At 70.4% G+C, this 26,997-nt stretch carries 24 protein-coding genes; 18 read left to right on the top strand and 6 right to left on the bottom strand.

All coding sequences use genetic code 11. The features are described 5' to 3' along the window. Positions 1–8: 8 nt before the first annotated feature. Positions 9–737 carry a nucleotidyltransferase domain-containing protein gene (locus tag AB0436_RS26265; protein WP_366470399.1) on the bottom strand — a complete coding sequence of 243 codons (729 nt, stop codon included), beginning with the start codon at positions 735–737 and terminating at the stop codon, positions 9–11. Positions 738–852: 115 nt separating this feature from the next. Between AB0436_RS26265 and aroH the strand changes: the two genes are divergently transcribed. From aroH to der, 5 genes are all read left to right on the top strand, one after another. Next, positions 853–1,215, top strand: coding sequence for a chorismate mutase (gene aroH / locus AB0436_RS26260; RefSeq protein WP_366470398.1), 363 nt, complete (start codon positions 853–855; stop codon positions 1,213–1,215). Further along, positions 1,212–2,297, top strand: a complete 1,086-nt coding sequence (locus AB0436_RS26255) for a prephenate dehydrogenase (protein WP_366470397.1) — start codon at positions 1,212–1,214, stop codon at positions 2,295–2,297. Before aroH ends, AB0436_RS26255 begins: the two co-directional genes overlap by 4 nt. A gap of 100 nt (positions 2,298–2,397) precedes the next feature. After that, entirely contained in the window at positions 2,398–3,114 is a 717-nt protein-coding gene (gene cmk, locus AB0436_RS26250) for a (d)CMP kinase (protein ID WP_366470396.1), read from the top strand. Then, entirely contained in the window at positions 3,072–3,761 is a 690-nt protein-coding gene (locus AB0436_RS26245) for a lysophospholipid acyltransferase family protein (RefSeq protein ID WP_366470395.1), read from the top strand. The genes cmk and AB0436_RS26245 overlap by 43 nt, the downstream gene beginning before the upstream one ends. Positions 3,762–3,826: 65 nt before the next feature. Further along, the gene (gene der, locus AB0436_RS26240) at positions 3,827–5,275 is read left to right on the top strand and encodes a ribosome biogenesis GTPase Der (protein ID WP_366470394.1); all 1,449 of its coding nucleotides are present in this window, start codon (positions 3,827–3,829) and stop codon (positions 5,273–5,275) included. Between the two features lies 1 nt (position 5,276). On the opposite strand, the gene AB0436_RS26235 is transcribed toward der, so the two are convergent. Both AB0436_RS26235 and AB0436_RS26230 read right to left on the bottom strand, forming a co-directional pair. Continuing rightward, positions 5,277–5,624, bottom strand: a complete 348-nt coding sequence (locus AB0436_RS26235) for a hypothetical protein (RefSeq protein WP_366470393.1) — start codon at positions 5,622–5,624, stop codon at positions 5,277–5,279. Positions 5,625–5,794: 170 nt separating this feature from the next. Then, positions 5,795–6,598: a hypothetical protein gene (locus AB0436_RS26230; RefSeq protein ID WP_366470392.1), complete on the bottom strand. Its 804-nt coding sequence runs from the start codon at positions 6,596–6,598 to the stop codon at positions 5,795–5,797. Positions 6,599–6,773: 175 nt separating this feature from the next. Between AB0436_RS26230 and AB0436_RS26225 the strand changes: the two genes are divergently transcribed. From AB0436_RS26225 to AB0436_RS26215, 3 genes are all read left to right on the top strand, one after another. Further along, positions 6,774–8,057: a glycosyltransferase family 4 protein gene (locus AB0436_RS26225; RefSeq protein WP_366470391.1), complete on the top strand. Its 1,284-nt coding sequence runs from the start codon at positions 6,774–6,776 to the stop codon at positions 8,055–8,057. Next, on the top strand, positions 8,054–8,971 hold the full coding sequence (locus AB0436_RS26220) for a transferase (protein ID WP_366470390.1): 918 nt from the start codon (positions 8,054–8,056) through the stop codon (positions 8,969–8,971). The genes AB0436_RS26225 and AB0436_RS26220 overlap by 4 nt, the downstream gene beginning before the upstream one ends. A gap of 395 nt (positions 8,972–9,366) precedes the next feature. Next, positions 9,367–9,582, top strand: a complete 216-nt coding sequence (locus AB0436_RS26215) for an I78 family peptidase inhibitor (protein WP_366470389.1) — start codon at positions 9,367–9,369, stop codon at positions 9,580–9,582. 45 nt (positions 9,583–9,627) lie between these two features. On the opposite strand, the gene AB0436_RS26210 is transcribed toward AB0436_RS26215, so the two are convergent. Further along, positions 9,628–10,719, bottom strand: coding sequence for a phosphatase PAP2 family protein (locus tag AB0436_RS26210; RefSeq protein ID WP_366470388.1), 1,092 nt, complete (start codon positions 10,717–10,719; stop codon positions 9,628–9,630). Between the two features lie 440 nt (positions 10,720–11,159). Between AB0436_RS26210 and AB0436_RS26205 the strand changes: the two genes are divergently transcribed. Together AB0436_RS26205 and AB0436_RS26200 are read left to right on the top strand one after the other, a co-directional pair. Beyond that, positions 11,160–12,836, top strand: a complete 1,677-nt coding sequence (locus AB0436_RS26205; RefSeq protein WP_366470387.1) for an MFS transporter — start codon at positions 11,160–11,162, stop codon at positions 12,834–12,836. Positions 12,837–12,907: 71 nt separating this feature from the next. Further along, positions 12,908–14,098 carry an acyl-CoA dehydrogenase family protein gene (locus AB0436_RS26200; protein ID WP_366470386.1) on the top strand — a complete coding sequence of 397 codons (1,191 nt, stop codon included), beginning with the start codon at positions 12,908–12,910 and terminating at the stop codon, positions 14,096–14,098. 57 nt (positions 14,099–14,155) lie between these two features. Here the strand turns inward: AB0436_RS26200 and sepF are convergent, their stop codons facing one another. After that, a complete protein-coding gene (gene sepF, locus AB0436_RS26195; RefSeq protein ID WP_366470385.1) occupies positions 14,156–14,605 on the bottom strand; it encodes a cell division protein SepF in 450 nt (149 codons plus the stop codon). Positions 14,606–14,843: 238 nt separating this feature from the next. Here sepF and AB0436_RS26190 point away from each other — a divergent pair, with 238 nt between their 5' ends. The 3 genes from AB0436_RS26190 to AB0436_RS26180 all read left to right on the top strand — a co-directional run bounded on the left by AB0436_RS26190 (position 14,844) and on the right by AB0436_RS26180 (position 17,283). Further along, entirely contained in the window at positions 14,844–15,629 is a 786-nt protein-coding gene (locus tag AB0436_RS26190) for a DUF1684 domain-containing protein (protein WP_366470384.1), read from the top strand. A gap of 133 nt (positions 15,630–15,762) precedes the next feature. Next, complete coding sequence (locus AB0436_RS26185; protein ID WP_366470383.1) at positions 15,763–16,662, top strand: S1 family peptidase; 900 nt, start codon at positions 15,763–15,765, stop codon at positions 16,660–16,662. A gap of 141 nt (positions 16,663–16,803) precedes the next feature. Further along, positions 16,804–17,283: a hypothetical protein gene (locus AB0436_RS26180; protein WP_366470382.1), complete on the top strand. Its 480-nt coding sequence runs from the start codon at positions 16,804–16,806 to the stop codon at positions 17,281–17,283. 24 nt (positions 17,284–17,307) lie between these two features. Here the strand turns inward: AB0436_RS26180 and AB0436_RS26175 are convergent, their stop codons facing one another. Continuing rightward, positions 17,308–18,192: a DUF4231 domain-containing protein gene (locus tag AB0436_RS26175; protein WP_366470381.1), complete on the bottom strand. Its 885-nt coding sequence runs from the start codon at positions 18,190–18,192 to the stop codon at positions 17,308–17,310. A 263-nt stretch (positions 18,193–18,455) separates the two neighbouring features. On the opposite strand from AB0436_RS26175, the gene AB0436_RS26170 reads away from it, so the two are divergent. From AB0436_RS26170 to fxsT, 5 genes are read left to right on the top strand one after another with little or no spacing between them, the layout of a single operon-like run. Beyond that, positions 18,456–18,617, top strand: a complete 162-nt coding sequence (locus AB0436_RS26170) for an FXSXX-COOH protein (protein ID WP_366470380.1) — start codon at positions 18,456–18,458, stop codon at positions 18,615–18,617. Positions 18,618–18,643: 26 nt separating this feature from the next. After that, complete coding sequence (fxsB, locus tag AB0436_RS26165) at positions 18,644–20,875, top strand: radical SAM/SPASM protein FxsB, inactivated metallohydrolase extension form (RefSeq protein WP_366470379.1); 2,232 nt, start codon at positions 18,644–18,646, stop codon at positions 20,873–20,875. Beyond that, positions 20,868–21,650: an AAC(3) family N-acetyltransferase gene (locus AB0436_RS26160; protein WP_366470378.1), complete on the top strand. Its 783-nt coding sequence runs from the start codon at positions 20,868–20,870 to the stop codon at positions 21,648–21,650. Before fxsB ends, AB0436_RS26160 begins: the two co-directional genes overlap by 8 nt. Positions 21,651–21,690: 40 nt before the next feature. Continuing rightward, on the top strand, positions 21,691–23,055 hold the full coding sequence (gene fsxC, locus AB0436_RS26155) for an FxsC protein (protein WP_366470377.1): 1,365 nt from the start codon (positions 21,691–21,693) through the stop codon (positions 23,053–23,055). Further along, positions 23,039–26,986 carry an FxSxx-COOH system tetratricopeptide repeat protein gene (gene fxsT, locus AB0436_RS26150; RefSeq protein WP_366470376.1) on the top strand — a complete coding sequence of 1,316 codons (3,948 nt, stop codon included), beginning with the start codon at positions 23,039–23,041 and terminating at the stop codon, positions 26,984–26,986. Before fsxC ends, fxsT begins: the two co-directional genes overlap by 17 nt. The last annotated feature ends 11 nt before the right edge of the window (positions 26,987–26,997 follow it).

Here is a 26,997-nt window from a genome sequence, read left to right as displayed (position 1 = left end):
GCGCGGCCTCAGTCCACGACGCGCTCCACGACTTCGCCGTACGGACCCGGCCGGCGTGCTGACCTCTGCCGGGTCCGGAAAAGGAAGTCATCGATCCGCGCACGGTCCGGCTCCGGCGGAAGCGCGGTCCGGGCGGCCGCCTCGTCGCACTCATCGGCGAGGCGGGCCATCCGGCGCTCGATCTCCGGCCACGGCACCTCGCCGCGTTTCACCGCGAGCAGCCGCTCCCGGTCATCGCCGACGTCGATCACCAGGGAACCGGTCCGCAGCAGGTCCCAGCAGCCGGCCATCAGCCGCAGCAGATGCATGGCGTGCTTCCAGCGCGGGGCGCCGTACTGCCGTACATCGGCCGTCAGCTTTTTGCGCTGGCCCAGCGCGTACCGGGTGAAGGTGCGGTGAACGGTCCGGGAGAGGAACGCGTCGCGCAGCGCCAGCAGCTCCCGGCCGGTGGCGTCGACGTGCTCGATGAGCGGGGAGTGCAAGCACTCCAGGATGTTCGGGTTGGCCCGCAGGGCCAGCTCGCAGAAGCGCTCCAGTTCCCAGGAGAACTGCTCGTCGGCCGGTCCCTCCACATGGGTCGGCGGCTTGTCGAAACTCCAGAACGACGGGGTCGGCGCGAGGAAGACACCACGGCGGTCGGTGTCACTGGAGTCGGTGGCCAGACCGAAGGCGCGCGAACCCATCACGCAGGAGTAGACGGTGTGGTCGCGCACCAGCGCTTCCGGGGTGAGTCGCATGCGCGAGAGGCTACGCGAGCCGCCCGGCCGTCTCGGAGGGCGGTCGCAGACGCCGCACAGCTGGTCGGCTGACTACTCTGAACCGAGCAGCGCAGCACAGAACAAGGAGCACGACGTGGCGGTACGAGCGGTCCGGGGCGCGGTCCAGCTGGAGCGGGACGAGGCCGGACACCTGGAGGAGCAGGTCGGCGCCCTGCTCACGGCTGTACTGGAACGCAACGACCTCACCCCGGACGACCTGATCAGCGTCTGGTTCACCGCCACCCCCGACCTGCACAGCGCCTTCCCGGCGGCCGCGGCCCGCAAGCTCGGCATGGTCGACGTCCCGCTGATCTGCGCGCAGGAACTCGACATCGCCGGCGCCATGCCGCGCGTCGTGCGGGTACTGGCGCACATCGAGAGCGACCGGCCCAAGGCCGACATCGCGCATGTCTACCTCGGTGCGGCCGGGGCGCTGCGCAAGGACATCGCCCAGTGAGGACCGCCCTCGTCATCGGAACCGGCCTGGTCGGTACCTCCGCGGCGCTGGCACTGGCCGGGCGGGGGATCACCGTGCACCTCGTCGACCACGACGCGGCCCAGGCACGGACCGCGGCCGCGCTCGGCGCCGGCACCGACGAGCCGCTCGAAGGGCGGGCGGACCTGGCCGTCGTCGCCGTGCCGCCCGCCCACGTCGCCAGGACACTGGCCGACGCGATGCGCAGGGGCGTGGCCCGGGCCTACCTGGACGTCGCCAGCGTCAAGGGCGGACCGCGCAGGGAACTGGAAGCCGTGGGCTGCGACCTGGCTCCCTACATCGGTACCCACCCGATGGCCGGGAAGGAGCGCTCCGGCCCGCTGGCCGCGACCGCGGACCTCTTCGAGGGCCGGCCCTGGGTGCTCACCCCGACCCGGGACACCGACACCGAGGTGCTCAATCTGGCGCTGGAGCTGGTGGCGCTCTGCCGGGCGGTACCGGTGGTGATGGACGCCGACGCACACGACCGGGCTGTGGCACTGGTCTCGCACACTCCGCAGCTGATCTCCTCGATGGTCGCCGCCCGCCTCGAGGAGGCGGACGAAACCGCCGTGCGACTGTGCGGCCAGGGCATCAGGGACGTCACCAGGATCGCCGCGTCGGACCCGCGGATGTGGATCGAGATCCTCTCGGCGAACCCGGGCCCGGTCGCTGACGTGCTGGCCGGTATCGCCGATGACCTGGACGAGACGGTCCGGTCGCTGCGGGCGCTGCAGTCCTCGGACGAGCAGAAGCGGCGCAGCGGTGCCGGCGGCATCGAGGACGTACTGAAGCGGGGCAACGCAGGCCGGGTGCGGGTGCCGGGCAAGCACGGTGCGGCGCCCGCTTCGTACGAGGTGGTGGCCGTCCTGATCAGCGACCGGCCCGGCGAGCTGGCCCGGATCTTCGCGGATGCAGGCCGGGCCGGGGTCAACATCGAGGACGTGCGGATCGAGCACGCGACGGGCCAGCAGGCGGGCCTGGTCCAGCTGATGGTGGAGCCGAGCGCGGCCTCCGTGCTCTCGGCGTCGCTGAGGGAGCGGGGCTGGTCGCTGCGGCAGTAGCGGGGGCTGCGCCGGACGGCGTAACGGGGTGGTCGGTCCAGCCAGTAACCTTGGGCTGGGCGCATCGGCGTCCCAGCCAGACTCCCCGTGAAGCAGGAAGGTGTCCGTCACCGTGGAAACCGCCGCCCGGATCGCCCCGGCAGCAGTGATCGTCGCCATCGACGGCCCCTCCGGCACGGGCAAGTCCAGCACCTCGAAGGCCGTGGCCGCCGCGCTCGGGCTGAGCTACCTGGACACCGGCGCCCAGTACCGGGCGATCACCTGGTGGATGATCAGCAACGGCATCGACGTCCAGGACGCGGCAGCCGTCGCGGTGGCCTCGGCCAAGCCGTCGATCGTCTCGGGTACCGACCCGCTGTCCCCGGCCATCACGGTCGACGGGGTCGACGCCTCCGGGCCGATCCGCACCCAGGAGGTCACTGCCAAGGTCAGCGCGGTCAGCGCGGTTCCCGAGGTGCGGGCCCGGATCACCGAGCTGCAGCGTTCCATCGCCGCCGCGGCGGCCGACGGCATCGTGGTCGAGGGACGCGACATAGGCACCACGGTCCTTCCCGACGCTGACCTGAAGGTCTTTCTCACCGCCTCTCCGGAGGCCCGGGCGGCCCGCCGCAACGGCGAGCTCAAGGGCAAGGAAGCCGCTGACCTGGCCGCCACCAAGGACGCGCTGATCAAGAGGGACACGGCCGATTCCAGCCGCAAGACCTCGCCGCTCGCCAAGGCGGACGACGCGGTCGAGGTGGACACCACGGAACTGACCCTGCAGCAGGTCATCGAGTGCGTCGTCACCCTCGTCGAGGAGAAGCAGGCCGCCAAGTGACGGCACCCGCGCTACGTGGCGCCGCCGTAGGGCGGGGTATCGGCATCGGGCTGATGTACGGGCTCTGGCGGCCCCGCGTCCTCGGTGCCTGGCGGGTCCCGGCGAGCGGCCCGGTCATCCTGGCGGTGAACCACGCGCACAACATCGACGGGCCCATGGTGATGGGGACGGCGCCCCGGCCGGTGCATTTCCTGATCAAGAAGGAGGCGTTCGCCGGCCCCCTCGACCCGTTCCTGCGCGGGATCGGTCAGGTGAAGGTGGACCGTACGATCGCCGACCGGGCAGCGATCACCCAGGCGCTCGGCGTGCTCGCCGACGGCGGGGTCCTCGGGATCTTCCCCGAGGGCACCCGAGGCGAGGGCGATTTCGCCTCACTGCGGGCGGGGCTCGCGTACTTCGCGGTACGCGGCGGTGCGCCCATCGTGCCCGTCGCCGTACTCGGCAGCCGGGAGCGCCGCGGCGGACGGTCGGCGCGGAGCCCGCTGCCGCCGCTGCGCAGCAGGATCGACGTCGTCTTCGGGGATGCCTTCGACGCGGGGGACCCGCACGGGCGGCGTACCCGCAAGGCGCTGGACGACGCCACGGTACGGATCCAGCAGCGGCTGACCGGCCACCTGGAAAGTGCCAGGCGCCTCACCGGGCGCTGAGTGAGACTTGAGTAGTGGACCGCGCAACCGCGGTCCATCGATGACGTACAAGAGGAACGGACTTCATGAACGACCAGCACGACCACGGAGCACTCGGCGACGCCGAGTACGCGGAGTTCATGGAGCTCGCCGCGGAAGAGGGCTTCGACGTCGAAGACGTCGAAGGCGCTCTCGAAGAGGCCTCGCACGGCCCCCTGCCCGTCCTCGCCGTCGTCGGCCGGCCGAATGTCGGCAAGTCGACCCTGGTGAACCGCATCATCGGCCGCCGTGAGGCCGTGGTGCAGGACAAGCCGGGCGTCACCCGCGACCGGGTCACCTACGAGGCCGAGTGGGCCGGACGCCGGTTCAAGGTCGTAGACACCGGTGGCTGGGAGCAAGACGTACTGGGCCTCGACGCCTCCGTCGCGGCCCAGGCCGAGTACGCGATCGAGGCATCCGACGCGGTGGTCTTCGTCGTCGACTCGACGGTCGGCGCCACCGACACCGACGAAGCCGTCGTCAAGCTGCTGCGCCGGGCCGGCAAGCCCGTCGTGCTCTGCGCCAACAAGGTCGACGGCCAGAGCGGCGAGGCGGACGCCACCGCGCTCTGGTCGCTGGGCCTCGGCGAACCGCACCCGGTCTCCTCACTGCACGGCCGGGGCACCGGCGACATGCTGGACGCGGTGCTCGAAGCGCTCCCCGAAGCGCCGGCCCAGACCTTCGGCAGCACCGTCGGCGGCCCGCGCAGGATCGCGCTCATCGGCCGGCCGAACGTCGGCAAATCGTCCCTGCTGAACAAGGTGGCGAAAGAGGACCGGGTGGTCGTCAACGAGATGGCGGGGACCACCCGGGACCCGGTCGACGAGCTGATCGAGCTCGGCGGCGTCGTCTGGAAGTTCATCGACACGGCCGGTATCCGCCGCCGCGTGCACCTCCAGGAGGGCGCGGACTACTACGCGTCGCTGCGTACCGCCGCCGCCGTCGAGAAGGCGGAGGTCGCCGTCGTGCTCATCGACGCGACCGAATCCATCAGCGTGCAGGACCAGCGCATCGTCACGATGGCCGTCGAGGCGGGCCGGGCGATGGTCCTCGCGTTCAACAAGTGGGACAACCTCGACGAGGAGCGCCGGTACTACCTGGAGCGCGAGATCGAGACCGAGCTGGGCCAGGTCGCCTGGGCACCCCGGGTGAACATCTCCGCGCGCACCGGACGGCACATGGAGAGGCTGGTCCCGGCGATCGAGACCGCCATCGAGGGCTGGGAGACCCGGATCCCGACCGGCAGGCTGAATGCCTTCCTGGGCGAGATCGTGGCCGCGCACCCGCACCCGGTCCGCGGCGGCAAGCAGCCGCGGATCCTCTTCGGAACGCAGGCCGGCACGATGCCGCCGCGTTTCGTGCTGTTCGCCTCGGGCTTCCTGGAGGCGGGGTACCGGCGCTTCATCGAGCGCCGGCTGCGCGAGGAGTTCGGCTTCGAGGGCACGCCGATCCACATCTCGGTGCGGGTGCGCGAGAAGCGCGGGCGCAAGAAGTAGTTCAGGTGGCCCTGCGCGGGCCGGGCGGCAGCGCTGCCGGGACATGGGTCCCGGTGGACTGCCGCTGCCAGAACCCGACGTTCTCCGCGGGCCGGTGACCACTGCTGTGCGGGCCGCTGCCGTGCAGGCCCGCGCTGTGCGGGCCGGCGCTGTGCAGACCGGTGGTGTGCAGACCGGTCCCGTGGGGACCGCTGCCGTGCTGCCCGGTGCCGAAGGCGGTGAAGCCGGTGTTCTCCTCGTTGCTTCGGTCGCCGGGGAGGGTCCGGAAGGCTCTGCGGTACTCGGAGCAGAGCGCGTCGTAGATCGGCGTGGCCGAGCGGCTGCTCGACGTGTCCTGCGACGGGCGCATGGCGGGAATCTGATGGTACGGCTGGCGGCTCGGCTCGTATGGGTGCACATAGGGGAAACGATCAGGTCGCTCGTGGGATGCGGTGCGGCGCGTAATGGTTTCTTCCGCCCGAACATGCCGATAACCCCCGGTACCGGCATGCGGCGGCCGGGGGTTACCGGAAGGGCCGCTCAGGTACCGGCCAGCGGCAGGGCGGCGGCGACCAGCGCGCCGCGCATCGCCGCTCGGTCCAGGGCGTCCCGCAGCAGGTCCTCCCGCCCCTGCTGGCCGATCGAACCCACCGGCGCCGCATAGACGAGCACGGTGTGCGACTTGTTGGCGGCCGAGCGCCAGTCATCGGTGACATGCAGCGGCTGGTGGGCCTGCCACCAGGACACCGGGCTGCCGCCGCCGGAGCCCGGCTGCAGGATGGCGTGCAGCTGGCCCATGGCGAGCAGCACGGACCAGCCGGGCAGAGCGGCCGGCACCTGGTTCAGATCACCGATGGCACGAAAGCCCTGTTCATTGAGGAGCTGGAGGAACTCGTCCCCGGTCTCCGGTGAGCCCGGGCGGACGACGGGTGCGGTCGGTTCGACGACCAGCGCGGGATGGAGTTCGCCCTTGATCAGCACCAGGCCACTGGTGATGCCCAGCACGGCCTGCTCCGCACCGGCGGCGACCGGGGATGCGTGCGCCGGTCCTGCTGCCGCCGCCGAGCCTTCGCCGGTGATGCTCCGTACGGCACCCTGCAGCTGCGTCTCGGAGACCCTGACCACCTGCGAGGGGATGCAGGTGGCGTGGGCGAAGGCGAGCACAGCGGTTTCGTCGCCGACGAAGAGCACGGTGCTGGTGCGCTCCTGCGCGGAGTCTCCCGGGGTTCGGCAGGAGGTGCAGTCGTAACTGCCGGAGGCGGTGTCGCCGGCGAGCAGCTGATCAGCTTCTTCGTCGCCGATCTCGGCACGTACGTCCTGGCTGACGTCGAGCATGCGCGGCACGGGTGGCTCCTCGAACTCGGTTCGTGCGCCGGGCAGTTCCCGGCTATCAAGAGAACAACGGGCGATCCGTGGCCGGGGTCACGCGTAAAGGCGAACGGAATCGAAAGTCCCCGGCTGCCCAGGTACAGTCCATTCACAGCAGTCACATGAGAAACACGGGGGATGCGGCGGCGACATGCACATTTCGTTCATGCTTCACAACGCCTACGGCATAGGCGGCACCATCCGGACCACCTTCACGCTCGCCGAGACGCTCGCCGAGCAGCACGACGTGGAGATCGTGTCGGCGTTCCGCCATCTCGACCGGCCGACCCTGGGCGCACCCGCCGGCGTGCGGATGAGTCACCTGGTGGATCTGCGGAAGGACAGCAAGAGCTACGACGGCGACGACCCGGAACACTCCAGACCGGCGACCGTCTTCCCGCGCGGCGACAACCGCCACCGGCAGTACAGCCGCCTGACCGATGCCCGGATCGCCCGTTACCTGAAGACCCTGGACGCCGATGTCGTGGTCGGTACCCGTCCCGGCCTGAACGTCCACATCGCCCGTCAGGTGCGGCGCGGGCCGGTCCGGGTAGGTCAGGAGCACCTCACCCTGGACAGCCATGGCGGGCTACTGCGCCGCGAGATCGGACACCGCTACGGGCTGCTCGATGCCGTCACCACCGTCTCCGAGGCCGACGCGGAGTCCTACCGCCGCCGACTGGCGATCTCCGGTCTGCGTGTCGAAGCCATCCCGAACAGCGTTCCCGAGCCCAGACTCCCGCCCTCCGATTCCACGGCCCGGTGGGTGGTGGCAGCGGGGCGGCTCACCGAGACCAAACGGTTCGACCTGCTGATCCGGGCCTTCGCCGAGGTGGTCGCGGTGCGCCCCGACTGGCGTTTGCGCATCTACGGCAGCGGTGACGCGAGCGGGAACGAGAAGAGCAGTCTGCGCACGCTCATCAATGAGCTGGGCCTCTACAACCACGTGTTCCTGATGGGGCCGGCCAACCCGATCGAGCCTGAATGGGCCAAGGGATCGGTGGCCGCGGTCACCTCACGTCTGGAGTCCTTCGGGATGTCCATCGTGGAGGCGATGCGCTCCGGACTGACCGTCGTCTCCACCGACTGCCCGCACGGCCCCCGCGAGATCATCAGCGACGGCGTCGACGGCCGGCTGGTGCCGGTCGGCGACACCGGGGCGATTGCCGCAGCGCTCCTCGAGCTGATCCAGGACGACGGGCTGCGCCGCCGGATGGGCCGGGCCGCCAGGCAGAACGCGGCCCGCTTCGATCCGGCCTTGATCGCCGGGCGTCATGAGGCCCTGTTCGCCGAACTTCTGGCCGCCCGCGGAGGCGCCCGGCCGCGCAGCGCCCTGAACGACGGCCTGAGCCGTGCCCGGGGCACTCTGCTCGGCAAGGGATACGCACTGAGTAGCCGGGTTGTCGCACGGGCACGTAAGGGGAGAGTCGCATGAGCCGGTCCGATGCCGCACCACAGCTGTCCGCTGACTGCACGGCCGACGCCGACGGCGCGCTCACCTTCGAACTCGCCGTTCCCGACCGCGCCGGTCCCGGCGTCACCGCCTCCCGCCCCGCGGCGCTGGTGCTGAAGCGCCGCGGCAGCGACGACCGGCTCACGCTGGCGCTCACCGTGGCCGGTGACGGACGGCTGCGCACCGTCCTGGGCGCCGGTGCCGAACTCGCGGAGGGCCGCTGGGACGTGTTCGCGGAGTGCGGCTCCGAGGGCGAGCGACGCATCGAGCCCGGCCTGCGGGACCTGCGGACGCTCGTCGACCGGGTGCCGCCCGCCGCTGCCCGGACGGTCGTCGCCCGGGTGCCGTACCGGACCGTCAACGGGAAGCTCTCGCTACGCTGCTGGATGCGCGCTCCGCACGCGGAAGCGGGCGAGCTCACCGTGCGGGACGGGGCGCTGACCGTGCGGGGACAGCTCTACGGGGCGGTATTCGGCCCCCACGCCACCCTGGAGGCCCGGCTGCGCGGCGCGCGCGGCCAGGTGCACCGGGAGGCTGTGACGGGTGGTGCGGAGGGCGGCTTCAGCTGCACGCTGCCGTACCGGCCGCTGGCCGGGGACGGTCCGGCGGAGTCCCGGTTGTGGGATCTGTGGCTGCTGCCCGAGGGGTCGAACGGACCGGACATCCGGATCAGCAGGATCCTCGACGACCTCGCCGACCGGAAGAGCGTCTTCGTCTATCCGCCGTCGTTCTTCGCCCTCACCGGCAGCGGCAGTGGCAGTAGCAGTAGCAGTGGCGAGGGTGGCAGCGGTGATGGTGGCGACGGGCAGGGCGGTGCGGACACGGCCGCGAGGGCGGCCCCGTACTACACCGTGGACAACGACCTCAGCGTGCGGGTGGACCCCCGGCCGCGCTGACCGGGCACGCATGCCGAGCGGCGGCGTCCGGCATGTGGGCGGTGCGGATTTTTATGCGAGGCGTGAGGATCGTGTAGGGGATCCGTGAATTCATGCCGGGCCGGTCTGCGTCTGCGGCATTCCGGAGTGGTGGGCCGGCGAGAAATTGAGCGCTGTCTTCCTCGGTATGCCGCCGGGCGCTCGCGGTCGAATTACCGGAGAGTAATCCATGCGGTGTTCGCCCGATGTCCCCTTGGATTTTTCTTTGTCCTGAACGCCCATTCGAGTGAAGCCGTCGAGGCCGAAGAGGGTCGTGGTCCTGTGACAGAAGTGTGACGCGTCAGCCGTACCGTCGTGCTGTCGCGGCCGGGGCGCCGCGCTTTTCCCGTGGCGTCGGGGCGCCTACGGTGGGTGCCATGGCACCCATTCCGGCTCCTCCCGTACAGCCAGACGACGACCCCGACAGCTATCTGGGCCTCGACGGCGCACGCGCCGAGGAACGGGCCCGTGAGCGCGGCTGGACCACGGTGAGATCCCTGCCGCCGGGTTCGGTCATCACCATGGAGTTCCTGTGGGGCCGGCTCAACTTCGAGGTCACCGACGGCACGGTCACCCGCTGCTGGCCCGGCTGACCCACCGGACCGACAAGCCAGGTCGGCCCGCTTCTCGGCGGAGCCCTACGCGGGGCCGCCCGGCACCGGGCGGGCCTGACTGCCCCGTGCCGGGCGGTCGGCGTGCGAGGGCCGGCGGCTGACCACCGGAGTCCCCGGTGCCCGCTCGGAGCGGGGCGTATGCGGCCGCGGCGATTGCGTCGTGGTGGGATACGGCGCAGTGGCATGGGGCGCCGCGAGGTGCGGTGCGGTGAGGTGCGATGAGCCTGTGGGGCCGGACGAGCGCCCGGCGGCGCCCGCCGGCTCCAGGACCGGTTCCTCCCCGGCGGTCGCAGCGGAGCGGGAGTCCCCGGCAGGGGACAGCGCGGACCCGACGGCGACCGGGACGGGCACCGGGGCCGGGGTGGTGGTCCCGCGAAGCCGCCCGCGTTCGCGCAGCCGTGCCCGGAAGGCGAGCACCGCCGTCTCGGTACGGCCGATCAGCGGCTCGCACCAGGGCAGTCCCAGCAGGATCAGCAGCCCGGCGGCCCAGCCGAGCAGTACGTCGCTCAGCCAGTGGGTACCGAGATAGACGGTCGTCGCGCCGACGCCGAGCGCCAGCGAAGCGGAGCCCACCGAAAGCCAGCGCCTGGCCGTGGGCGTGGTCGCCAGGTACGCGAGGATGCCCCAGGTCACCACGGCGTTCGCGGTATGACCGGAAGGAAATATATCGCCGCCGGCGAAGAGCTCGGCGGAACCGATCTGGGTGGCGTAGTGCGGGCCGAGGCGCCCGAGCCCGAGCTTGACCGCGCCCACGGTGACGTTGAGCAGCAGCAGCGCGGCGCCCAGGGTCAGCAGGGGGCGCAGCGTGTGCTGGCGCCAGGAACGCCAGCCCAGCCAGGCCATGACCATCACCGCGGTGGGGCCGCGCTGGCCGAGCACCACGAAGTAGTCGAGGAAGGCATGCAGCTGCGGCCACTGCTGGTAGGGCCGGAAGAGCATGACCTTCCAGTCCAGCTCCACGAGCCAGGACGTGGTCAGCACGGCCACCACGATGGCGAGATAGAACGCCAGCGTCGCGCCCAGCAGGGCCACCCGGTGCCGGCTCATTCGCGGGATCTCCAGCCGCGGCGGCTCGGGCTCCCGGTCCAGGCGGGCAAAGATTCGGTCGATACGCACCCAATCGACGTTACAGCGGGCGAGTGTCGCGCCTGGCCGTTCCGGTCTCTTTGTGATGACGATGTGATGTGGACTATGTCTCACAGCCCGGCTTATTCCAACGCAATGTCGAATAGTGGGCGGCGATTGTCGCCTTATGTGAGAAAGCTTCTTACATTCGCTTTATCAGACCTGCGGTAAAGGCCTTTTCTGGCGGGGATTCACGCGGAATTCTCCCGGTCGTCCGTGCTCGGCGCGGTGAGTTTTCAAGATCACCCGCACCCTGCCGTACGGCGTACGGCAGGGTGTCGAGGCCGCCCGATGAGAGATGGGCCACAGGACACCGGCAAGGTGTCGCGTACGCTGGCGACTCACTCGCCCGTCGACGCCGGGCCCCGGTGGACGCACGCCGTCCCCGCAGGTCCGCCGGGTGCGAGGGAATCACTGTGGGAGGTACGTGCATGCCAGGGACGTCCATGACCGGCAGGCGCACAGGCGCCGGCGCCGCCGGCGGTGCCAACCGCTGGACCGTCCTCGTCGTCCTCTGCGTCAGCCTGCTGCTGGTCGCGCTGGACGCCACCGTCCTGCATGTCGCCGTTCCGGCCGTCACCGAGGACCTGCGTCCCAGCGCCGTCCAGCTGCTCTGGATCGTCGACGCCTATCCGCTGGTCTGTGCCTCCCTGTTGATCCTCTTCGGCACCCTGGGCGACCGGGTGGGCCGCCGGCGCGTTCTGCTGATCGGCTACGGGCTCTTCGGTGCGGCTTCGGCCGTCGCCGCGTTCGCGGCCGGCCCGGAGATGCTGATCGGGGCCCGTGCCCTGCTCGGCATCGGCGGAGCGATGATCATGCCGGCCACGCTGTCGATACTCCGGGCGGTCTTCCCGGACCGCCGGGAGCGCGCGGTGGCCATCGGGGCCTGGACCGCGGTGGCCGCGGTCGGTGCCGCCATCGGACCGGTCCTCGGAGGTTTCCTGGTCGAGAACTTCCGGTGGGGTTCGGTCTTCCTCATCAACGTCCCGCTGGTGCTCGTACTGGTGCCGGTGGCCCGCTGGCTGCTGCCCGAGTCGAAGGGCGGCGCCGACGGCCCGTGGGACGTGCTCGGTGCGCTGATGGCAGCGGCCGGGGTGCTCGGTGTGGTGTTCGGCGTGAAGCGCATCGGCGCCGGCGAGGAACTCCTCGGCCCCGAGACGCTGGCCCCGCTGGTCCTGGGCCTGCTGTTGCTCGTGCTGTTCGTCCGGCGGCAGGAACGCCGGGCGCACCCGCTGATCGACATGCGAATGTTCTCCCGGCCCACCTTCACCACGGCGGTCGGCTGCATCGTCCTCGCCATGCTGGCACTGGTCGGCCTGGAACTGATCGCGGTCCAGTACCTCCAGCTGGTGCTCGGCCTCAGCCCCCTCGCCACCGGCCTGCGGCTGCTGCCGCTCACCTTCGCCGCCATCACCGCGGGCGTCACCGGCTCCTGCGCGCTGCGCCGGATCGGGCCGCGCCGGATGGTCAGCCAGGGCTTCGTGCTCACCGCCGCCGCGGTGCTCTGCCTGGTGACCATGGGTGACCACGACCGGCCGTGGCTGCTCACCGTCGCCTTCGTGCTGCTCGGTTTCGGGCTGCAGGCCACGCTCTTCGGCGCCTACGAGTCGATGCTCAGCGACGCGCCCGCGGACCGGGCGGGCGGCGCCGCGGCGATCGGCGAGACCGCCTACCAGCTCGGGGCCGGTATGGGCATCGCCCTGCTCGGCAGCGTCATGAATGCGGCCTACGGGCCCGCGCTCGCCACGGTGCCCGGCGTCCCCGCGCCCGCCAGCGATCAGGCATCGAACTCGCTCGGTGAGGCCTACCAGGTGGCCGGGCATCTCGGGGGCCCGGCCGGCGAGACGCTGCGCAACGCGGCGCGCGGAGCCTTCGTGCACGGGTTGCATGTGACACTGCTGGTCAGTGCGGGGCTGCTGCTGTGCGGCGCGCTGGCCGCGCTGCGGCTGCCGCGCGTGATGGAATGCGGGGCTGCGGACGAGCCCGCCGCCCAGGCCTCCGCGCCGGCCGACGAACCCGCCGCCAAGGCATCGGTGCCGGCCCAGGCAGCGCCCCGGCTGCGACGGGCGCCCGCCGAGGCGGCCGGCTCTGGACGGGCGGGGCGTTGAGCCGTAACGTCGACCACAGGCTGTAACTAACACTGCTAGTTTTATCCGCGCGAGCCGCCGGAGGCATCCCCGTGTCCGCATCTTCGAAGCTGCCGCCCTTCGACCCCACCGACCCCATCGGTCTGGACGACCTGCTCGGTGACGACGACCTCGCGATCCGCGACACCGTCCGGTCCTGGGCGGCCGACCGCGTCCTGCCCCATATCGCCGAGTGGTACGAGCAGGGCGAGCTGCCCGGCATCAGGGAACTCGCCAGGGAACTCGGTTCCATCGGCGCGCTCGGCATGTCACTGCAGGGGTACGGCTGCGCGGGCGCCAGCGCGGTCCAGTACGGCCTCGCCTGCCTGGAACTGGAGGCGGCCGACTCCGGGATCCGCTCACTGGTCTCCGTACAGGGCTCGCTCGCCATGTACGCGATTCACCGCTTCGGCTCAGAGGACCAGAAAAAGCAGTGGCTGCCCGGCATGGCGGCCGGCGAGGTCATCGGATGCTTCGGCCTCACCGAGCCCGACCACGGTTCCGACCCCGCCGGCATGCGGACATCCGCACGGCGCAGCGGTGACGACTGGGTGCTGACCGGCCGGAAGATGTGGATCACCAATGGATCAGTGGCGGGCGTCGCGGTCGTCTGGGCGCAGACCGACGACGGCATCCGCGGATTCGTCGTGCCCGCCGGCACGCCCGGCTTCTCGGCCCCGGAGATCAAGCACAAATGGTCACTGCGCGCCTCGGTCACCAGCGAGCTGGTGCTGGACGACGTGCGGTTGCCGGCCGACGCGGTGCTGCCCGATGTGACCGGGCTCAAGGGGCCGCTCAGCTGCCTGAGCCACGCGCGCTACGGGATCGTCTGGGGGGCGATGGGGGCCGCCCGGGCGAGCTTCGAGGCGGCGGTCGAGTACGCGAAGACCCGGGAACAGTTCGGCAGGCCGATCGGGGGCTTCCAGCTCACCCAGGCCAAGCTCGCCGACATGGCGGTGGAACTGCACAAGGGGATTCTGCTCGCGCATCACCTGGGGCGCCGGCTCGACGCCGGGAGGCTCCGGCCGGAGCAGGTCAGTTTCGGGAAACTCAACAACGTGCGGGAGGCGATCGAGATCTGCCGTACCTCGCGCACCATCCTCGGCGCGAACGGCATCTCGCTGGAGTACCCGGTGATGCGGCACGCCACCAACCTCGAGTCGGTCCTCACCTACGAGGGCACGGTGGAGATGCATCAGCTGGTGCTGGGCAAGGCGCTCACCGGTCTCGACGCGTTCCGGTAGCCACACACTCCGGTAGCCACACACTCCGGCGGCCGGACCGACCGGCGAGCGCCCTGCTCAGCTCTGGTTGAAGAAGCCGCCCTCGGTGGGCCGGCCCGCGGCGTCCCCGCTGACGATCCGGGTGTCGGCGGGCGTCAGCAGGAAGACCCGGGTCGCGACCCGGTCGATGGAACCGCGCAGGCCGAAGATCAGTCCGGCGGCGAAGTCCACCACCCGCTTGGCGTCCGCGGGCTCCATGGCGGTGAGGTTCACGATCACCGGTACGCCGTCGCGGAACATCTCACCGATGCTCCGGGCGTCCCGGAAGCTGTCCGGAGTGATCGTGGCGATCCGGCGGCTCTTCTCCTGTGCCGACTCGGCGGCGACGCGGACCCGGGGGTCGGTCACCCATGCCTCGGCGGGGGCAGCGGTCGCCGCTCCCTCCGCGTACTCGTCGTCGTAGTAGCGGTCGTCGTCGTTGTCCTCGACAAGGCCCAGCCAGGCACTCGCCTTGCGTACCGATCCCATGGACGCCTCCTTTCACCCGCGGTCCGTCTGCGTTCCGCATCCCTATGGTCGTCCATGATGCGGATCGCGCGCCAAGCGGATAAGCAGAGCGGAGGGCATTCGTGACGGTACTGGTGCAGAACTTGTGGCGGTTCGTCAGGATTATTCCTACGCAGGACTGCTGACGTAATGAAAATAAGATCTTTCGGGACCGTCTGGGTGACGGCTGAGACGTACGGGTGACGGAAGGGTGGAGCGCATGGGCGCGGGCGCGGACGACGCGAACAGCACGGGCGGCGCCGGCGGTCCGGGTGGCGGTCAGGACACGGCGGCCGCTGACTGGGCCGACTGGCACGAACAGCGCACCACGACCGTCTCCGCGCCGTACGGCCCGCTCGCGCTCACCGGCACCCACTGGCTCGACGACGCGGCGGAGGGACTAATTCCGGCCGTTGCGGGCCATGGGGAGGCGGCCCGCGACGCGGTGGTGCTGACTGCCACCGCGGAGGACGGACTGACCCTGGACGGAGAGCCGTTCACCGGCCGGGCAGTGCTCACCGCCGACCACGTACCGGCCGCATCCGCCCGTCTGGCCCAGGGGGAACGGCATCTGGTCGTGGTGTACCGCGAGGGGCTCTGGGCGATACGGGGCTGGGATCCCTCGTCCGCGGCCCGGCGGGCCTTCGCCGGGATCGATGCCTCCGCGTACGAGCCGAGGTGGGTGCTGCCCGGGGTCTTCCGGCCCTACGCCGAGCGCCGCACCGTCCGGGTCCCGAACGCCGATGGCCGCGACCGCGGGCTCGGCCTCACCGGTGAACCGGCCTTCCGCATCGGGGGCGACGAGCACGCGCTCCAGGTCGCCACCGAGGACGACGGTTCGCTGTGGCCTGTCTTCGCCGATGCGCACGTCATCTGTCCTTTCCCACCACCCGGCAACACCCTCCCGATTGACGTCCCGGCAGGAGAACGCACGGTTCTCACCGGGCAGCACGGGCGCCGCTGTGCGTCGCCTGTGCGCCCGGCCGAAAGGCGCCCTTGCGCCTGATGGCCGGTTCGCGTTGTACTCCCGGAAAGCGCTTGTCAGGGGCACGGCGGAAACACACCGTCCGGTCCTGCTGGCTGCGCCTCCGGGTCCCCCCACCCTGACGGACCCTCGATTCCCTTCGGAAGGAACTGAAGTGAGGATCAAGCTCACCACCCCCCAAAGCGGCTCCGCGAGACGTGCACGGCTGATCGCCGTCACCTCCGGCCTGATCGTCGCGGCCGCGCTGACCGTACCCACCGCCCACGCCGACCAGGCCAAGACGTACAGCCCGCAGCAGCTGGCCGCAGCCAGCACCGCGGTACAGAGCGCGAATGTGGCAGGCACCGCCTGGTACGTCGACAAAGCGACCGGCAGCTTGCACGTCACCGCGGACAGCTCGGTCTCCCAGGCCGAGATCTCCGGGATCATGCACGAGGCCGGCGCCAACGCCGGTGCGGTGCACGTCGAGCGCGTGCCCGGCACCTTCAACGAGCTCCTGTCGGGCGGCGACCCGATCTACACCACCCAGTGGCGCTGTTCGGTCGGCTTCAACGTCCGCAGCGGCTCGAACTACTACTTCCTCACCGCGGGGCACTGCACCGAGGGCTCACCCGCGTGGTACACGAACGCGTCGGACAGCACCAGCATCGGTCCGACGGCGGGCACCAGCTTCCCGGGCAATGACTACGGCATCGTGAAGTACAGCAACACCTCGCTGGCCCACCCGGGCACCGTCGGCGGTCAGGACATCACCAGTGCGGGCAACCCCACCGTGGGGCAGACGGTGACCCGGACCGGCTCCACCAGCGGCACCCACAGCGGCAGGGTCACCGGGCTGAACGCCACCGTCAACTACGGCGGCGGTGACGTGGTGTCCGGCCTCATCCAGACGACCGTCTGCGCGGAGCCCGGTGACAGCGGCGGTCCGCTCTACGCCGGTTCCAAGGCCCTCGGTCTCACCTCCGGCGGCAGCGGCGACTGTACGTCGGGCGGCACGACCTTCTTCCAGCCCGTCACGGAAGCGCTCAACGCCTACGGAGTCAGCGTCTACTGACGGTCCGCCGACGGGTGGTCCGTACTCCGCAGTGCTGCCGGCCGCAGCTGGCCCCCGCCCGGTCCTCCGGGTGGGGGCTCTTGCGTACTTTTGAGAGGATGTCGGAGGGAGAGCCGGGGGGCTCGGAAAAGGCGGGGGCGTATGAAACGCATCGGAGTGACCGGGCACCGCAGCATTCCGCACGAGGCTGTCACTCATGTGAAGGACGCGCTGCACGCCCTGCTGTGCGGCCATTCGGGCTCCCTGGAGGCGCTCTCCAGCCTGGCGGCCGGCGCGGACCAGCTCTTTGCCGGCATCGCGCTCGAATGCGGTGCGGAACTGACGGCGGTCATCCCCAGCGGCGACTACGAGCTGGGCTTCGACGACGAGGGCGAGCTCGCCCGCTACCAGTGGCTCAGAAGCCGGGCCACCCAGGAGGTCCGGATGGCCTTCGCCCATTCCACGGACGAGGCGTACTACGCGGCGGGCACCTATATCGCCGACAACTGCGACCGCCTGGTGGCGGTCTGGGACGGCCGGCCGGCCCGCGGGCGCGGTGGTACCGGCGACATCGTGAGCTACGCCATCGGGAAGGGCAGACCGGTGACGGTCATCTGGCGCGACGGAGTCCAGCGCGACTAGCGGGAGGAGCCGCGGCCGGGCGGGTCAACTCCCGTGCCGGGCCAGCCACTCGGTGTACTGGGGCGAGACGATCCGCTCGGTCTCGTACACCACCGACGACCACTGCTTCTCGGTGAGCCGGCCCTCCATCGCGATGTGCAGCGCCCTCAGCTTCTCCTCGACCAGCGCATGAGCGGAGATCAGCGGCTGATGGCGGCGGAACTCGCCCCAGGCCACCCCGGAGGCGGCCGTGGCGGAAAGTACCCCGGCCACCGCGGTGTTCTCGGTCACCGAAAAGGCCCGCAGCACCCCCAGGATCAGCGCGACCAGGACGAGCAGGGCGAAGGCGCTCGACCACAGCGCGGTCGCCAGCAGGGACACCTCCTGCTTGCGGCGGTACCAGTTGCGCTGCTCGATCAGCCGGTCCCGTACGTAGGTCTCCTTGCGCACCTCGAACGACTTGGCGCGCAGCACCCGCATCTGAGGTGTTATCAGGTCGTCGTCCGGTGACTCGAGGGTCCAGCCCACCGTCCGCAACTCCTCGAGCTGTTCCTCGACCCGGGAGGTGAACAAGACGTCGGCGTCAGGGGATTCGGCGTCGAAGGGCGCACCGTGCACGGCGTAGCGCCAGCACATCGACTTGATGAAGTCCGCTGCGGAACGGTTGAGTTGCCACTGGGACTTCGCCTTGCGCCGGGACGTGCTGAAGGTCAGCAGCAGCACCCCGGCGTACGCCACCGCGGGCAGCACGCCGAACGCCTGCAGTCCGCCGCCCAGCTCCACCTGCCAGGGCACCGCTGCCAGCGCGGCCCCCACCACCAGAAGAACCAGTTGAGCGCGGGTGGAGCCCACCGCCTCTCCTTGTCTGGCGATGGCCAGACCGTCGGCGCGATGGAACAACGCGGGCAGATCGGCATTCCGGAAGACCATGCTCCGTCCGGGACCGGGTAACGCCGTCACGTGAACCCCCGTCTGCGACTTCGGACCGCCCGGCCCAAGTCTTCACTCTTTAGGTGGAATGGTGACTTCCATATTTCCGGAAGGCATGCGACGCAATGCGCTTGTTACCGCTGGTGGCGCTCAGTTGCCTTCGGTCTGCATGAGAGTAAAGTCGACCCGCCGACACTGCAACGGTGCATGTATCGGTATTCCAGCCCATGTCCGGAAAACATCCTTCAAGGACGGTCGCCACCATGTCCGTAACTTCCGCCTCCTTCGCCGCGGCGAAGAAGCCACGCGTTCCGCTGTCCGAGATCGATGTGCGCGGGGCCGAGGCCGCCAAGCAGCTCGGCAGGGTGCTCGTCACGTCGAACGGCCGCCCGATGAGGACCTCGACCTTCAACTCGGCGCTCTAGACCGGTCGGCCCTCTAAACTGGCGGAATGACAGGACCCCTGGTCCCCTTCCGCGAGATCGTTCTCAAGGTCCACAGCAGATGTGATCTGGCCTGTGACCACTGCTATATCTACGAACACGCAGATCAGAGCTGGCGTACTCGCCCGAAAGCAATCTCTGACGAGGCGATTCACTGGACGGCTCTGCGACTGGCGGAGCATGCCAGGACCCATGCCCTGCCCTCCGTGTCAGTGATCCTGCACGGAGGGGAGCCACTACTGGCGGGTCCCGCGCGACTGCGCCGCATCTGTGAGGAGCTCACCGAGGCCCTGGAGGGCGTCGCGGAGCTCGATCTCCGGATCCACACCAACGGGCTGCAGCTCAGCCCGCGCTACCTCGAACTTTTCAGCGAATTCCAGGTCCGCGTCGGTATCTCTCTCGACGGCGACCAGGAATCCAACGACCGCCACCGTCGCTTCGCCGACGGCCGCAGTAGTCACCCACTCGTGCTCAGAGCCGTGGAACTGCTGCGTCAGGAGCGGTACGCCCACCTCGATCTCGGCCTGCTCTGCACCATCGACGTGCGGAACGATCCCGTCGCCGTATACGACGCACTGACCGCTCTCGCCCCGCCGCGTATCGACTTCCTGCTTCCGCACGCCACCTGGGACGACCCTCCGCACCGGCCTGCCGGTTCACCCACCGCCTACGCGGACTGGATCCTGACGGTCTTCGACCGGTGGGATGCGCAGGGGCGGCAGATCCCGGTCCGGCTCTTCGAATCGGTGCTCTCCACGCTGAACGGCGGCCCCAGCCTCACCGAGTCGCTGGGCCTCGCCCCCACCGATCTCGTGGTGGTCGAGACCGACGGCACGCTGGAACAGGTCGACTCTCTGAAGAGCGCCTACGAGGGCGCCGCGTTCACCGGGTTCGACGTGTTCACCCATGCCTTCGACGAGGTCGCCGCGCACCCCGGGATAAGGGCCCGCCAGCTGGGTCTCGCGGGGGTCGGCGAGAAGTGCCGGCAGTGCCCGGTCGTCCGGTCCTGCGGGGGAGGCCTCTACACCCACCGCTACCGCGACCGGTCCTTCGACCACGAGAGTGTCTACTGCACCGACCTGGCGGCGCTGGTGCACGGTATCGAGACCCGCACCGCCGCCGCGATGACCGCGCCGGCCATCGCGGACCCGGTCGAACTGGACGCCGCGCAACTGTCCCTCTCCCGCACGCTGCTGGCTCATCTGCACGCCGATCTGGACGGCCGGGGCGGCGAGCGGTGGGCGGAGGCCTGGGAACTCGCGGGCCGGGTGGACCAGCGCTCCGACGGCATCTTCGACACCGTGATCGGCCATCCCTACGCCCGCAGCTGGCTCCTCGGCGCCGCCGAGGCCGTGCAGCGGGGGGACTTCGGGCCATCGGACCGGCTGGCCGCGTACGTCGCGGCCGCAGCGGTACGCGGTGGTGCCGACACCCCGGTCACCGTGGCCTACGACGACGGCCTGCTCCAGTTGCCCACGCTGGGAGCTTTACGGCTCGCGGCACCGGGGGACAGCGGGCACGCGGTGGTGCGCCGCGTCGAGAAGGGGTTCCTGGTGCGGCTCGGGCACACCGAGCACCGGGTGGTCCGCCCCGAGGAGATCACGGACGGCTGGCAGCCGGTGCGCCGACTCGGCAGGGACGGCGCGCCGGACCTCTTCCTGGACGACCTCGATCCGTACCGCGACTGCTATGGCACACCGGTCACCCCACGCCTCGGCCTGGCCGAGGCCGCCGACTGGAGCCGCCGGCTGGCCGGAGCCTGGTCGGCGCTGCGCGAGGCCGTCCCCGGACAGGCCGATGAGGCGGCGGCCCGGTTGACCACGGTGACCCCGCTGGCCACCGGCGAACCCCGGGTCGGACGGCACGGACCCGGCGCCCTGGGCATCGCCGCGCGGGAGCTCACCCCGGAAGGCCTGCTGCGCGCCCTGCGCCGGGCGAAACTGCGGGCCCTGCTCGACGTCACCGACCTCTACGCCCAGGACGGCGGCTGGCTGCACCCGGTGCCCTGGCAGCCGGATCCGCTGCCGGTCTCCCGGTTGCTGGCCGGGGTGTTCGAGGGCGTCGCGCTCGCCGCATACCGCAAGCGCGCGGGAGAAGACCCGGGAGAACAGCGGGGCGGCGCCCGGGCGCAGATCCGGTCCGCGCTGGAAGTTCTCCAGGGGGCGGCCGAGCTGACGGTCAGCGGCAAGAGCCTGGTGGCCGCCCTCCGGGACGAGTGGGAAGGGACAGTTCGTGACTGACCGGGCCCGGCTGGCCGACGAGCTGAGCGCCCTCGGGGTGACACGCGGCGCGACGCTGCTCGTGCACGCATCCCTGGGCGGCACCGCACTGCGCGCCGGAACGCTGCGCGACGCGCTGCTGGACGTCCTGGGGGACCAGGGCACCCTGGTGGTACCGGCCTTCACGCCGGAGAACTCCACGACGTCCTCGGCCCATCTGCGGCAGGTGACGGGCCTGACCGCGCGTGAACGGGCCGCGTTCCTGGCCTCGATGCCGCCTTTCGATCCCGGCCTGACACCGTGCCTGGGGATGGGCCGGCTGGCTGAATGCGTCCGGCGTACCGAAGGCGCACGGCGCAGTGCGCACCCGCAGACCTCGTTCGCCGCGCTGGGCGCGCAGGCCCGGGAGCTGGTAGAGGGGCATCCGCTGGACAGCCACCTCGGTGAGAAGTCACCACTCGGGAAACTGCTGGAAGCCGGGGCCGACGAACTGATGATCAATGTGGGATTCGAGGTGTGCACCTCGTTCCACCTGGCCGAATACCACCTGGCCGAATACCGCATTCCGCATATCCCGCTGACGACGTACCGCTGTGTGATCCGCAGGAACGGACGGCGCGCATGGTTCGAATACCAGGACATCGCACTCGACGACAGCGATTTCGAACTGATCGGTGCGGACTTCCCCCGGATGAAGGTCCGGGAGGGAAAGCTGGGCAATGCGGCGGCCATGGTGGTGCGGATCGGGGAGGCCGTGGACCACGCGGTGAAGTGGATGACTGAAAAGCGGCGTTGATTGACCGAACGTCGACGGGGTGGAGCCGGTCCGCTCCGGAATGATGTCTTCTTGGAGGACGGGGGGCCAGTTGGCAGCAACAGAACAGCCGAGAGCGGCGAACCACAGGCCGTACTTCTTTCTCAGCTATGCGCACACGCCCAAGCACGGCGCCGTGGGGCCGGATCCCGACATGTGGGTCGAGCGGCTCTACCGTGACCTCTGCGGCCATGTGATGGCCATGACCGATCTGCCCGCCGGAGCCCCGGCCGGCTTCATGGACAGGGAGTTACGTTCTGGAGAGGGCTGGTCCGAGCGGCTCGGTGAGGTCCTCGCCACCTGCCGGGTGTTCGTCCCGCTCTTCTCGCCGCGCTATTTCGTCAGTGAGATGTGCGGCAAGGAGTGGTACGCCTTCGCCCAGCGGGCCATCCAGCACCAGGCCCGTTCCAACCGCACCACCGAGGCGATCGTGCCTGCCCTCTGGGTGCCGGTGCCGCCGCACCAACTACCGGGCCCCGCCGAGCGTTTGCAGTTCAACCACCGGGCCTTCGGCGACCGGTACGTGACCGACGGCCTGTACGGACTGATCAAGCTCCGGATATTCGCCGAGGAGTACGAACGGGCCGTCTACGAACTGGCCAAACGGATCGTGAGTGTCGCCGACGCGTCGGACGTCGGCCCCGGCCGCCCCGTCGACTACCGGCTCGCGCCCAGCGCCTTCGGCCCGCCGAGTCCCGGCCCGCGCCCGATGCAGCTGACCGTCGCGGCGCCCACCCGGCACGATCTGCCCGACGGGCGGCACGCCGAGTACTACGGGGACACCCCGCTGGACTGGAATCCGTACCAGCCGGACTCCGCCAGACCGCTGGCCAGACTGGCCGAGGATCTGGTGCGCTCGCTCAACTACCAGGCGACGGTGACCTCCTTCGACGAGGAGGTGCTCCATCTCGACGGGAAACAGCCCCCGTCACGCCCCGAGGTCCTGCTCGTCGACCGCTGGGCGCTGCACGACGAGGAGCGGCGCAGGCGGCTCGCCGCCTTCGACTCGGAGAACCGCCCCTGGGTGAGTGTGGTGGTCCCGTGGAACCGCGACGACCACCAGAGCAGAGCATCCGAAGCCGAACTCAGCGCCCGGCTCGAAGCCACCATGCCGTCCAAGATGCAACAGGGCCGCGCGGCATCGCGCGCCGCGGCCAAGGGGGTGCCGAGCATGGAGGCCTTCGGCCAGATCCTGCCCCAGGTCGTGGAGGCGGCCGCCCAGCAGTACCTGAAACACGCCGTGGTCTACCCGCCGGGCGGCGGCGGCCACAGCGAACGACCGCGGCTCATCGGCCCGATGGCCACCGAACAGGCCACCACCCACTTCATACCCGGTACGCACGACAACGCGCTCGATGCGGAGGACACGGATGACGGCAGGGCGTGACGGACGCATCGTCACCTTCTATTCCTACAAGGGGGGCACCGGCAGGACCATGGCCCTGGCCAACACGGCCTGGATCCTCGCCGCGAACGGCAAACGCGTCCTCGCGGTCGACTGGGACCTGGAGGCACCCGGTCTCTACCGCTTCTTCCACCCCTTCCTCGACCCGTCCACTCTCGGCGCGACCACCGGGATCATCGATCTGATCACCGAGTACGCCTGGGCCGCGACCAGCCCAGTCGCCCGGCCCGACGACTGGCACCGGGACTACGCCCGGATCCAGCAGCACGCGGTCTCGCTGACCCCGGAAACGCTCGGCTGGGAGTTCCCCGACGGAGGCACTCTCGACTTCGTGTCGGCGGGCCGGCAGAACCGCGAATACTCCGCCACCGTCTCCACGTTCGACTGGGACAACTTCTACGACCGGCTCGGCGGCGGCCACTTCTTCGACGCTCTGCGCGACGACATGAAGGCCAACTACGACTACGTCCTCATCGACAGCCGGACCGGTCTGAGCGACATCGCCGACATCTGCACGGTCCATCTGCCGGACGCCCTGGTGGACTGCTTCACCCTCAGCGACCAGTCCATCGACGGCGCCGCCGCGGTCGCCCGGCAGATCGACAAGCACGACGGCGGCCGCGGCATCCAGATCCTGCCGGTGCCCATGCGCATCGACGAGGGCGAGAAGGAGAAGGCCGACGCCGGGCGGGCGCTGGCCAGGCTCCGGTTCGACGGACTGCCGCGCGGACTGTCCGGCGAGGAACTCACCGCCTACTGGGGCGCGGTGGAGATCCCGTACCGCCCCTACTACGCCTACGAGGAGACGCTGGCGACCTTCGGCGACGAGGCCGGGCTCACCAACTCGCTGCTCTCCGCCTTCGAACGGCTGGTCGCCGTCGTCACCGACCAGCAGGTCACCGCGATGCCATCGATCCCCGAGGAGACCAGGCTCCGTATCAGGGACGCTTTCACCCGCCGCCGCCCCGCGCTCCCCGCCGATCTGCTGCTCAGCTATGTGGCCGAGAACCGGATGTGGGCCGACTGGATCGAGTCGGTGCTCACCCGGGCCGGCTTCCGGGTGGTACCGCGCGACGTGTCCGCGGAGGCGGGGCCGTCCGACGCGGAGACCGCGGCCGCCGAGGGCGCCGCCCGTACGGTCGTCGTCCTGTCCACCGCCTACCTCAAGTCGGCCCGCGCCGTGGAGGTCTGGCAGCGCTCTGCGGCCGAGGACCCGTCCGGGACCCGCCGGCATCTGCTGCCGCTGCGCGTCGGCGACGTACGGCTGACCACGCCCTACATCGACCGCAACCCGGTGGACCTCTTCCGGCTGGACGAAGTGCACGCCACCGCGGCCCTGTTGCGGGCGGTGGACCGGCCGGTGCAGCTCGCCGACGGTGCGATGTCCCCCGGGCCGCGTTTCCCGGGGACCGTACCGAAGATCTGGAACGCACCACCCCGCAACTCCGGCTTCACCGGGCGTTCCATGGTCCTGGAGCGGATGCGCGACCAGCTCGGCGGCGGCGTGGCTGTGGTACTGCCGCAGCCGCAGACGCTGTACGGACTCGGTGGGGTCGGCAAGACCCAGGTGGCTCTCGAATACGTGCACCGCTTCATGGCCGACTACGACCTGGTGTGGTGGATCTCCGCCGAGCAGACCGACGATGTGGTGGCCGGCCTCGCCGAGCTGGCAGTCCGGCTGGGGACGCAGGGCGCCGACGACATGGCCGCGGCCTCCCAGGAGGCCATCGATCTGCTGCGGCGCGGAGTGCCCACCCCGCGCTGGCTGCTGGTCTTCGACAACGCCGACGACCCGGAGCAGCTCAAGCGGTTCTTCCCGCCGGGCGGCCCGGGCCATGTGCTGGTGACCTCACGGAACCAGACCTGGTCGCAGTACGGGGACGCGCTGCCGGTGGACGTCTTCCTCCGCGAGGAGTCCGTCGAACACCTCCAGCGCCGGGCCCCCGGCCTGTCCGCCGAGGACGCCGCGCGGGTGGCGGAAGCGGTCGGCGACCTGCCGCTGGCCGTCGAGCAGGCGGCCGCCTGGATCGCGGAGACCGCCACCCCCGTCAACACCTATCTGGAGCAGCTCGCCCAGGAGGCCGAGAGCGTCCTCGGGCTCAACCAGCCGGCCGGCTACCCGGAACCGGTGGCCGCCACCTGGAACGTGTCCATCGCCCGTCTCAAGGAGCGCTCGCCCGCCGCGGTGCGACTGCTCCAGCTCTGTGCCTTCTTCGCCCCCGAGCCGATCTCCGCCAAGCTGCTCTACAGCAGGGAGATGATCGACGCGCTCAAGCCGTACGACGCCACCCTCCAGGAGAAGCTGGTACTGGGCCGGGTCATCCGGGAGATCGGCCGCTTCGCGCTGGCCAAGGTGGACCAGGTGGGCGGTTCCATCCAGGTGCACCGGCTGGTGCAGGCCGTCATCAAGGCTCAGCTCAGCCAGGAGGAGCGCAACGAGGCACGGCACGCCGTGCACCGGATCCTCGCGGGCGCCAGACCTGATGGCGACGAACCGATAGACAACCCCGACACCTGGCCGGATTTCGCTCCCATCTGGCCGCACCTGGGCCCGTCCGAGGCGAGGCTCTGCAAGGAACCCGAAACCCGCCGGCTGATGATCGACCGGGTGCGTTACCTGTGGAAGCGGGGCGATTTCGTCACGGCAGCCGCGCTCGCCGGGGAACTGCGTGAGGTCTGGCGCGAGCAACTCGGCAGCAATGATCTGCAGTATCTCTACCTGCGCTTCCACCTCTCCAACATCCTCCGCTCACGCGGCCGTTATGTGGAGGCGATGGAGCTCGACGAGGAGACGCTGGAGCGCCAGCGGGCCCAGCTGCCCGAGCTCGGCCCCTCGCATCCGCACACCTACATGACCACCAGCGCCCTGGCCATGGACCTCGGCGCGCTCGGCGAGTACAGCAGGGCCATGACGCTGGCGACCGAGGCGTACGAGGGGTTCAAGGAGATCTTCGACGAGTCCCATCCGAGGACCCTCGCGGCCGCCAACAACCTGGCACTGAACCTGCGGATCGCCGGGGAGTACGCCCGCGCCCGGGAGATGGACCAGGACGTCTACGACCGGCGCACCGAGGTGCTCGGCCCGGAACACCCGTACACCCTCTCCTCCGCCCAGAACCTGGCACGCGACCTGCGAGAGGTCGGCCGGTACGACGACTCGGCCGCCCTGCTCGCCCGTACGTACGACATCTTCAAGCAGCAACTGGGCAGGACCTTCCCCGGCACCCTCGCCGCCGCCAAGAGCCTGGCCGTTTCGCTGCGCAGGGCCGGCCGGACGGAGGACGCGCGGCGGCTGACCGCGGCCACCCGCGACCGGTACCGCATCAAGTACGCCGCGGCCAACCCGGACACGCTGGCCTGCGAGCTGAACTTCGCGGCCGACCTGTTCGCCGCCGGCGACGCGGTGGCGGCCCGGGACGCCGCCCAGGGTGTGGTGGACGAGTATCTGAAGGTGCCGGGCGAGCGGCATCCGTACACCCTCACCGCCATCAACAACCTGGGCATATACCAGTGGGCCTGCGGCTCGCTCGACAGCGCGGAGTCGCTGCTCTCGGGGGCGATCAGGGCGATGAGCGAGGTGCTGAACGAGCGTCACCCGCAGGTGCTCTTCGCGACGGTCAACCTCGCCAACGTCGTCGCCGACCTCGGTGATCCGGAGCAGGCGCTGCGGATCGAACGGGCCGCCGTCGGCGCGCTCCGCGAGGTCATCGGCGCGCACCACCCGGAGACGCTGGCCAGTGCCTCCAACATGGCGGTCTCGCTGGACGCACTGGGCCGCAAGGAGGAGGCACAGCTGCTGCGGGCGGAGGTCGTGCCGGAACTGCAGCGGCAGCTGGGGGACGACCATTCCTATGTGGCCATCGCGAGCGATGCGCGGCGGTTCAACCGCGATCTGGAGCCGCTTGTCGTGTAGTGGCTGCGGGG

The sequence above is a fragment of the Streptomyces sp. NPDC051322 genome (genome assembly GCF_040689485.1).
In the GTDB taxonomy this organism is placed as follows: domain Bacteria; phylum Actinomycetota; class Actinomycetes; order Streptomycetales; family Streptomycetaceae; genus Streptomyces.
This window is presented reverse-complemented; position numbering and strand designations above follow the sequence as displayed.

Coding starts and splice junctions, on each gene's coding strand:
- AB0436_RS26265 (WP_366470399.1), bottom strand. CDS start 737: ATGCGACTCACCCCGGAAGCGCTGGTGCGCGACCACACCGTCTACTCC.
- der (WP_366470394.1), top strand. CDS start 3,827: ATGAACGACCAGCACGACCACGGAGCACTCGGCGACGCCGAGTACGCG.
- AB0436_RS26235 (WP_366470393.1), bottom strand. CDS start 5,624: ATGCGCCCGTCGCAGGACACGTCGAGCAGCCGCTCGGCCACGCCGATC.
- AB0436_RS26225 (WP_366470391.1), top strand. CDS start 6,774: ATGCACATTTCGTTCATGCTTCACAACGCCTACGGCATAGGCGGCACC.
- AB0436_RS26220 (WP_366470390.1), top strand. CDS start 8,054: ATGAGCCGGTCCGATGCCGCACCACAGCTGTCCGCTGACTGCACGGCC.
- AB0436_RS26215 (WP_366470389.1), top strand. CDS start 9,367: ATGGCACCCATTCCGGCTCCTCCCGTACAGCCAGACGACGACCCCGAC.
- AB0436_RS26205 (WP_366470387.1), top strand. CDS start 11,160: ATGCCAGGGACGTCCATGACCGGCAGGCGCACAGGCGCCGGCGCCGCC.
- sepF (WP_366470385.1), bottom strand. CDS start 14,605: ATGGGATCGGTACGCAAGGCGAGTGCCTGGCTGGGCCTTGTCGAGGAC.
- AB0436_RS26190 (WP_366470384.1), top strand. CDS start 14,844: ATGGGCGCGGGCGCGGACGACGCGAACAGCACGGGCGGCGCCGGCGGT.
- AB0436_RS26180 (WP_366470382.1), top strand. CDS start 16,804: ATGAAACGCATCGGAGTGACCGGGCACCGCAGCATTCCGCACGAGGCT.
- AB0436_RS26175 (WP_366470381.1), bottom strand. CDS start 18,192: ATGGTCTTCCGGAATGCCGATCTGCCCGCGTTGTTCCATCGCGCCGAC.
- AB0436_RS26170 (WP_366470380.1), top strand. CDS start 18,456: ATGTCCGTAACTTCCGCCTCCTTCGCCGCGGCGAAGAAGCCACGCGTT.
- fxsB (WP_366470379.1), top strand. CDS start 18,644: ATGACAGGACCCCTGGTCCCCTTCCGCGAGATCGTTCTCAAGGTCCAC.
- fsxC (WP_366470377.1), top strand. CDS start 21,691: ATGATGTCTTCTTGGAGGACGGGGGGCCAGTTGGCAGCAACAGAACAG.
- fxsT (WP_366470376.1), top strand. CDS start 23,039: ATGACGGCAGGGCGTGACGGACGCATCGTCACCTTCTATTCCTACAAG.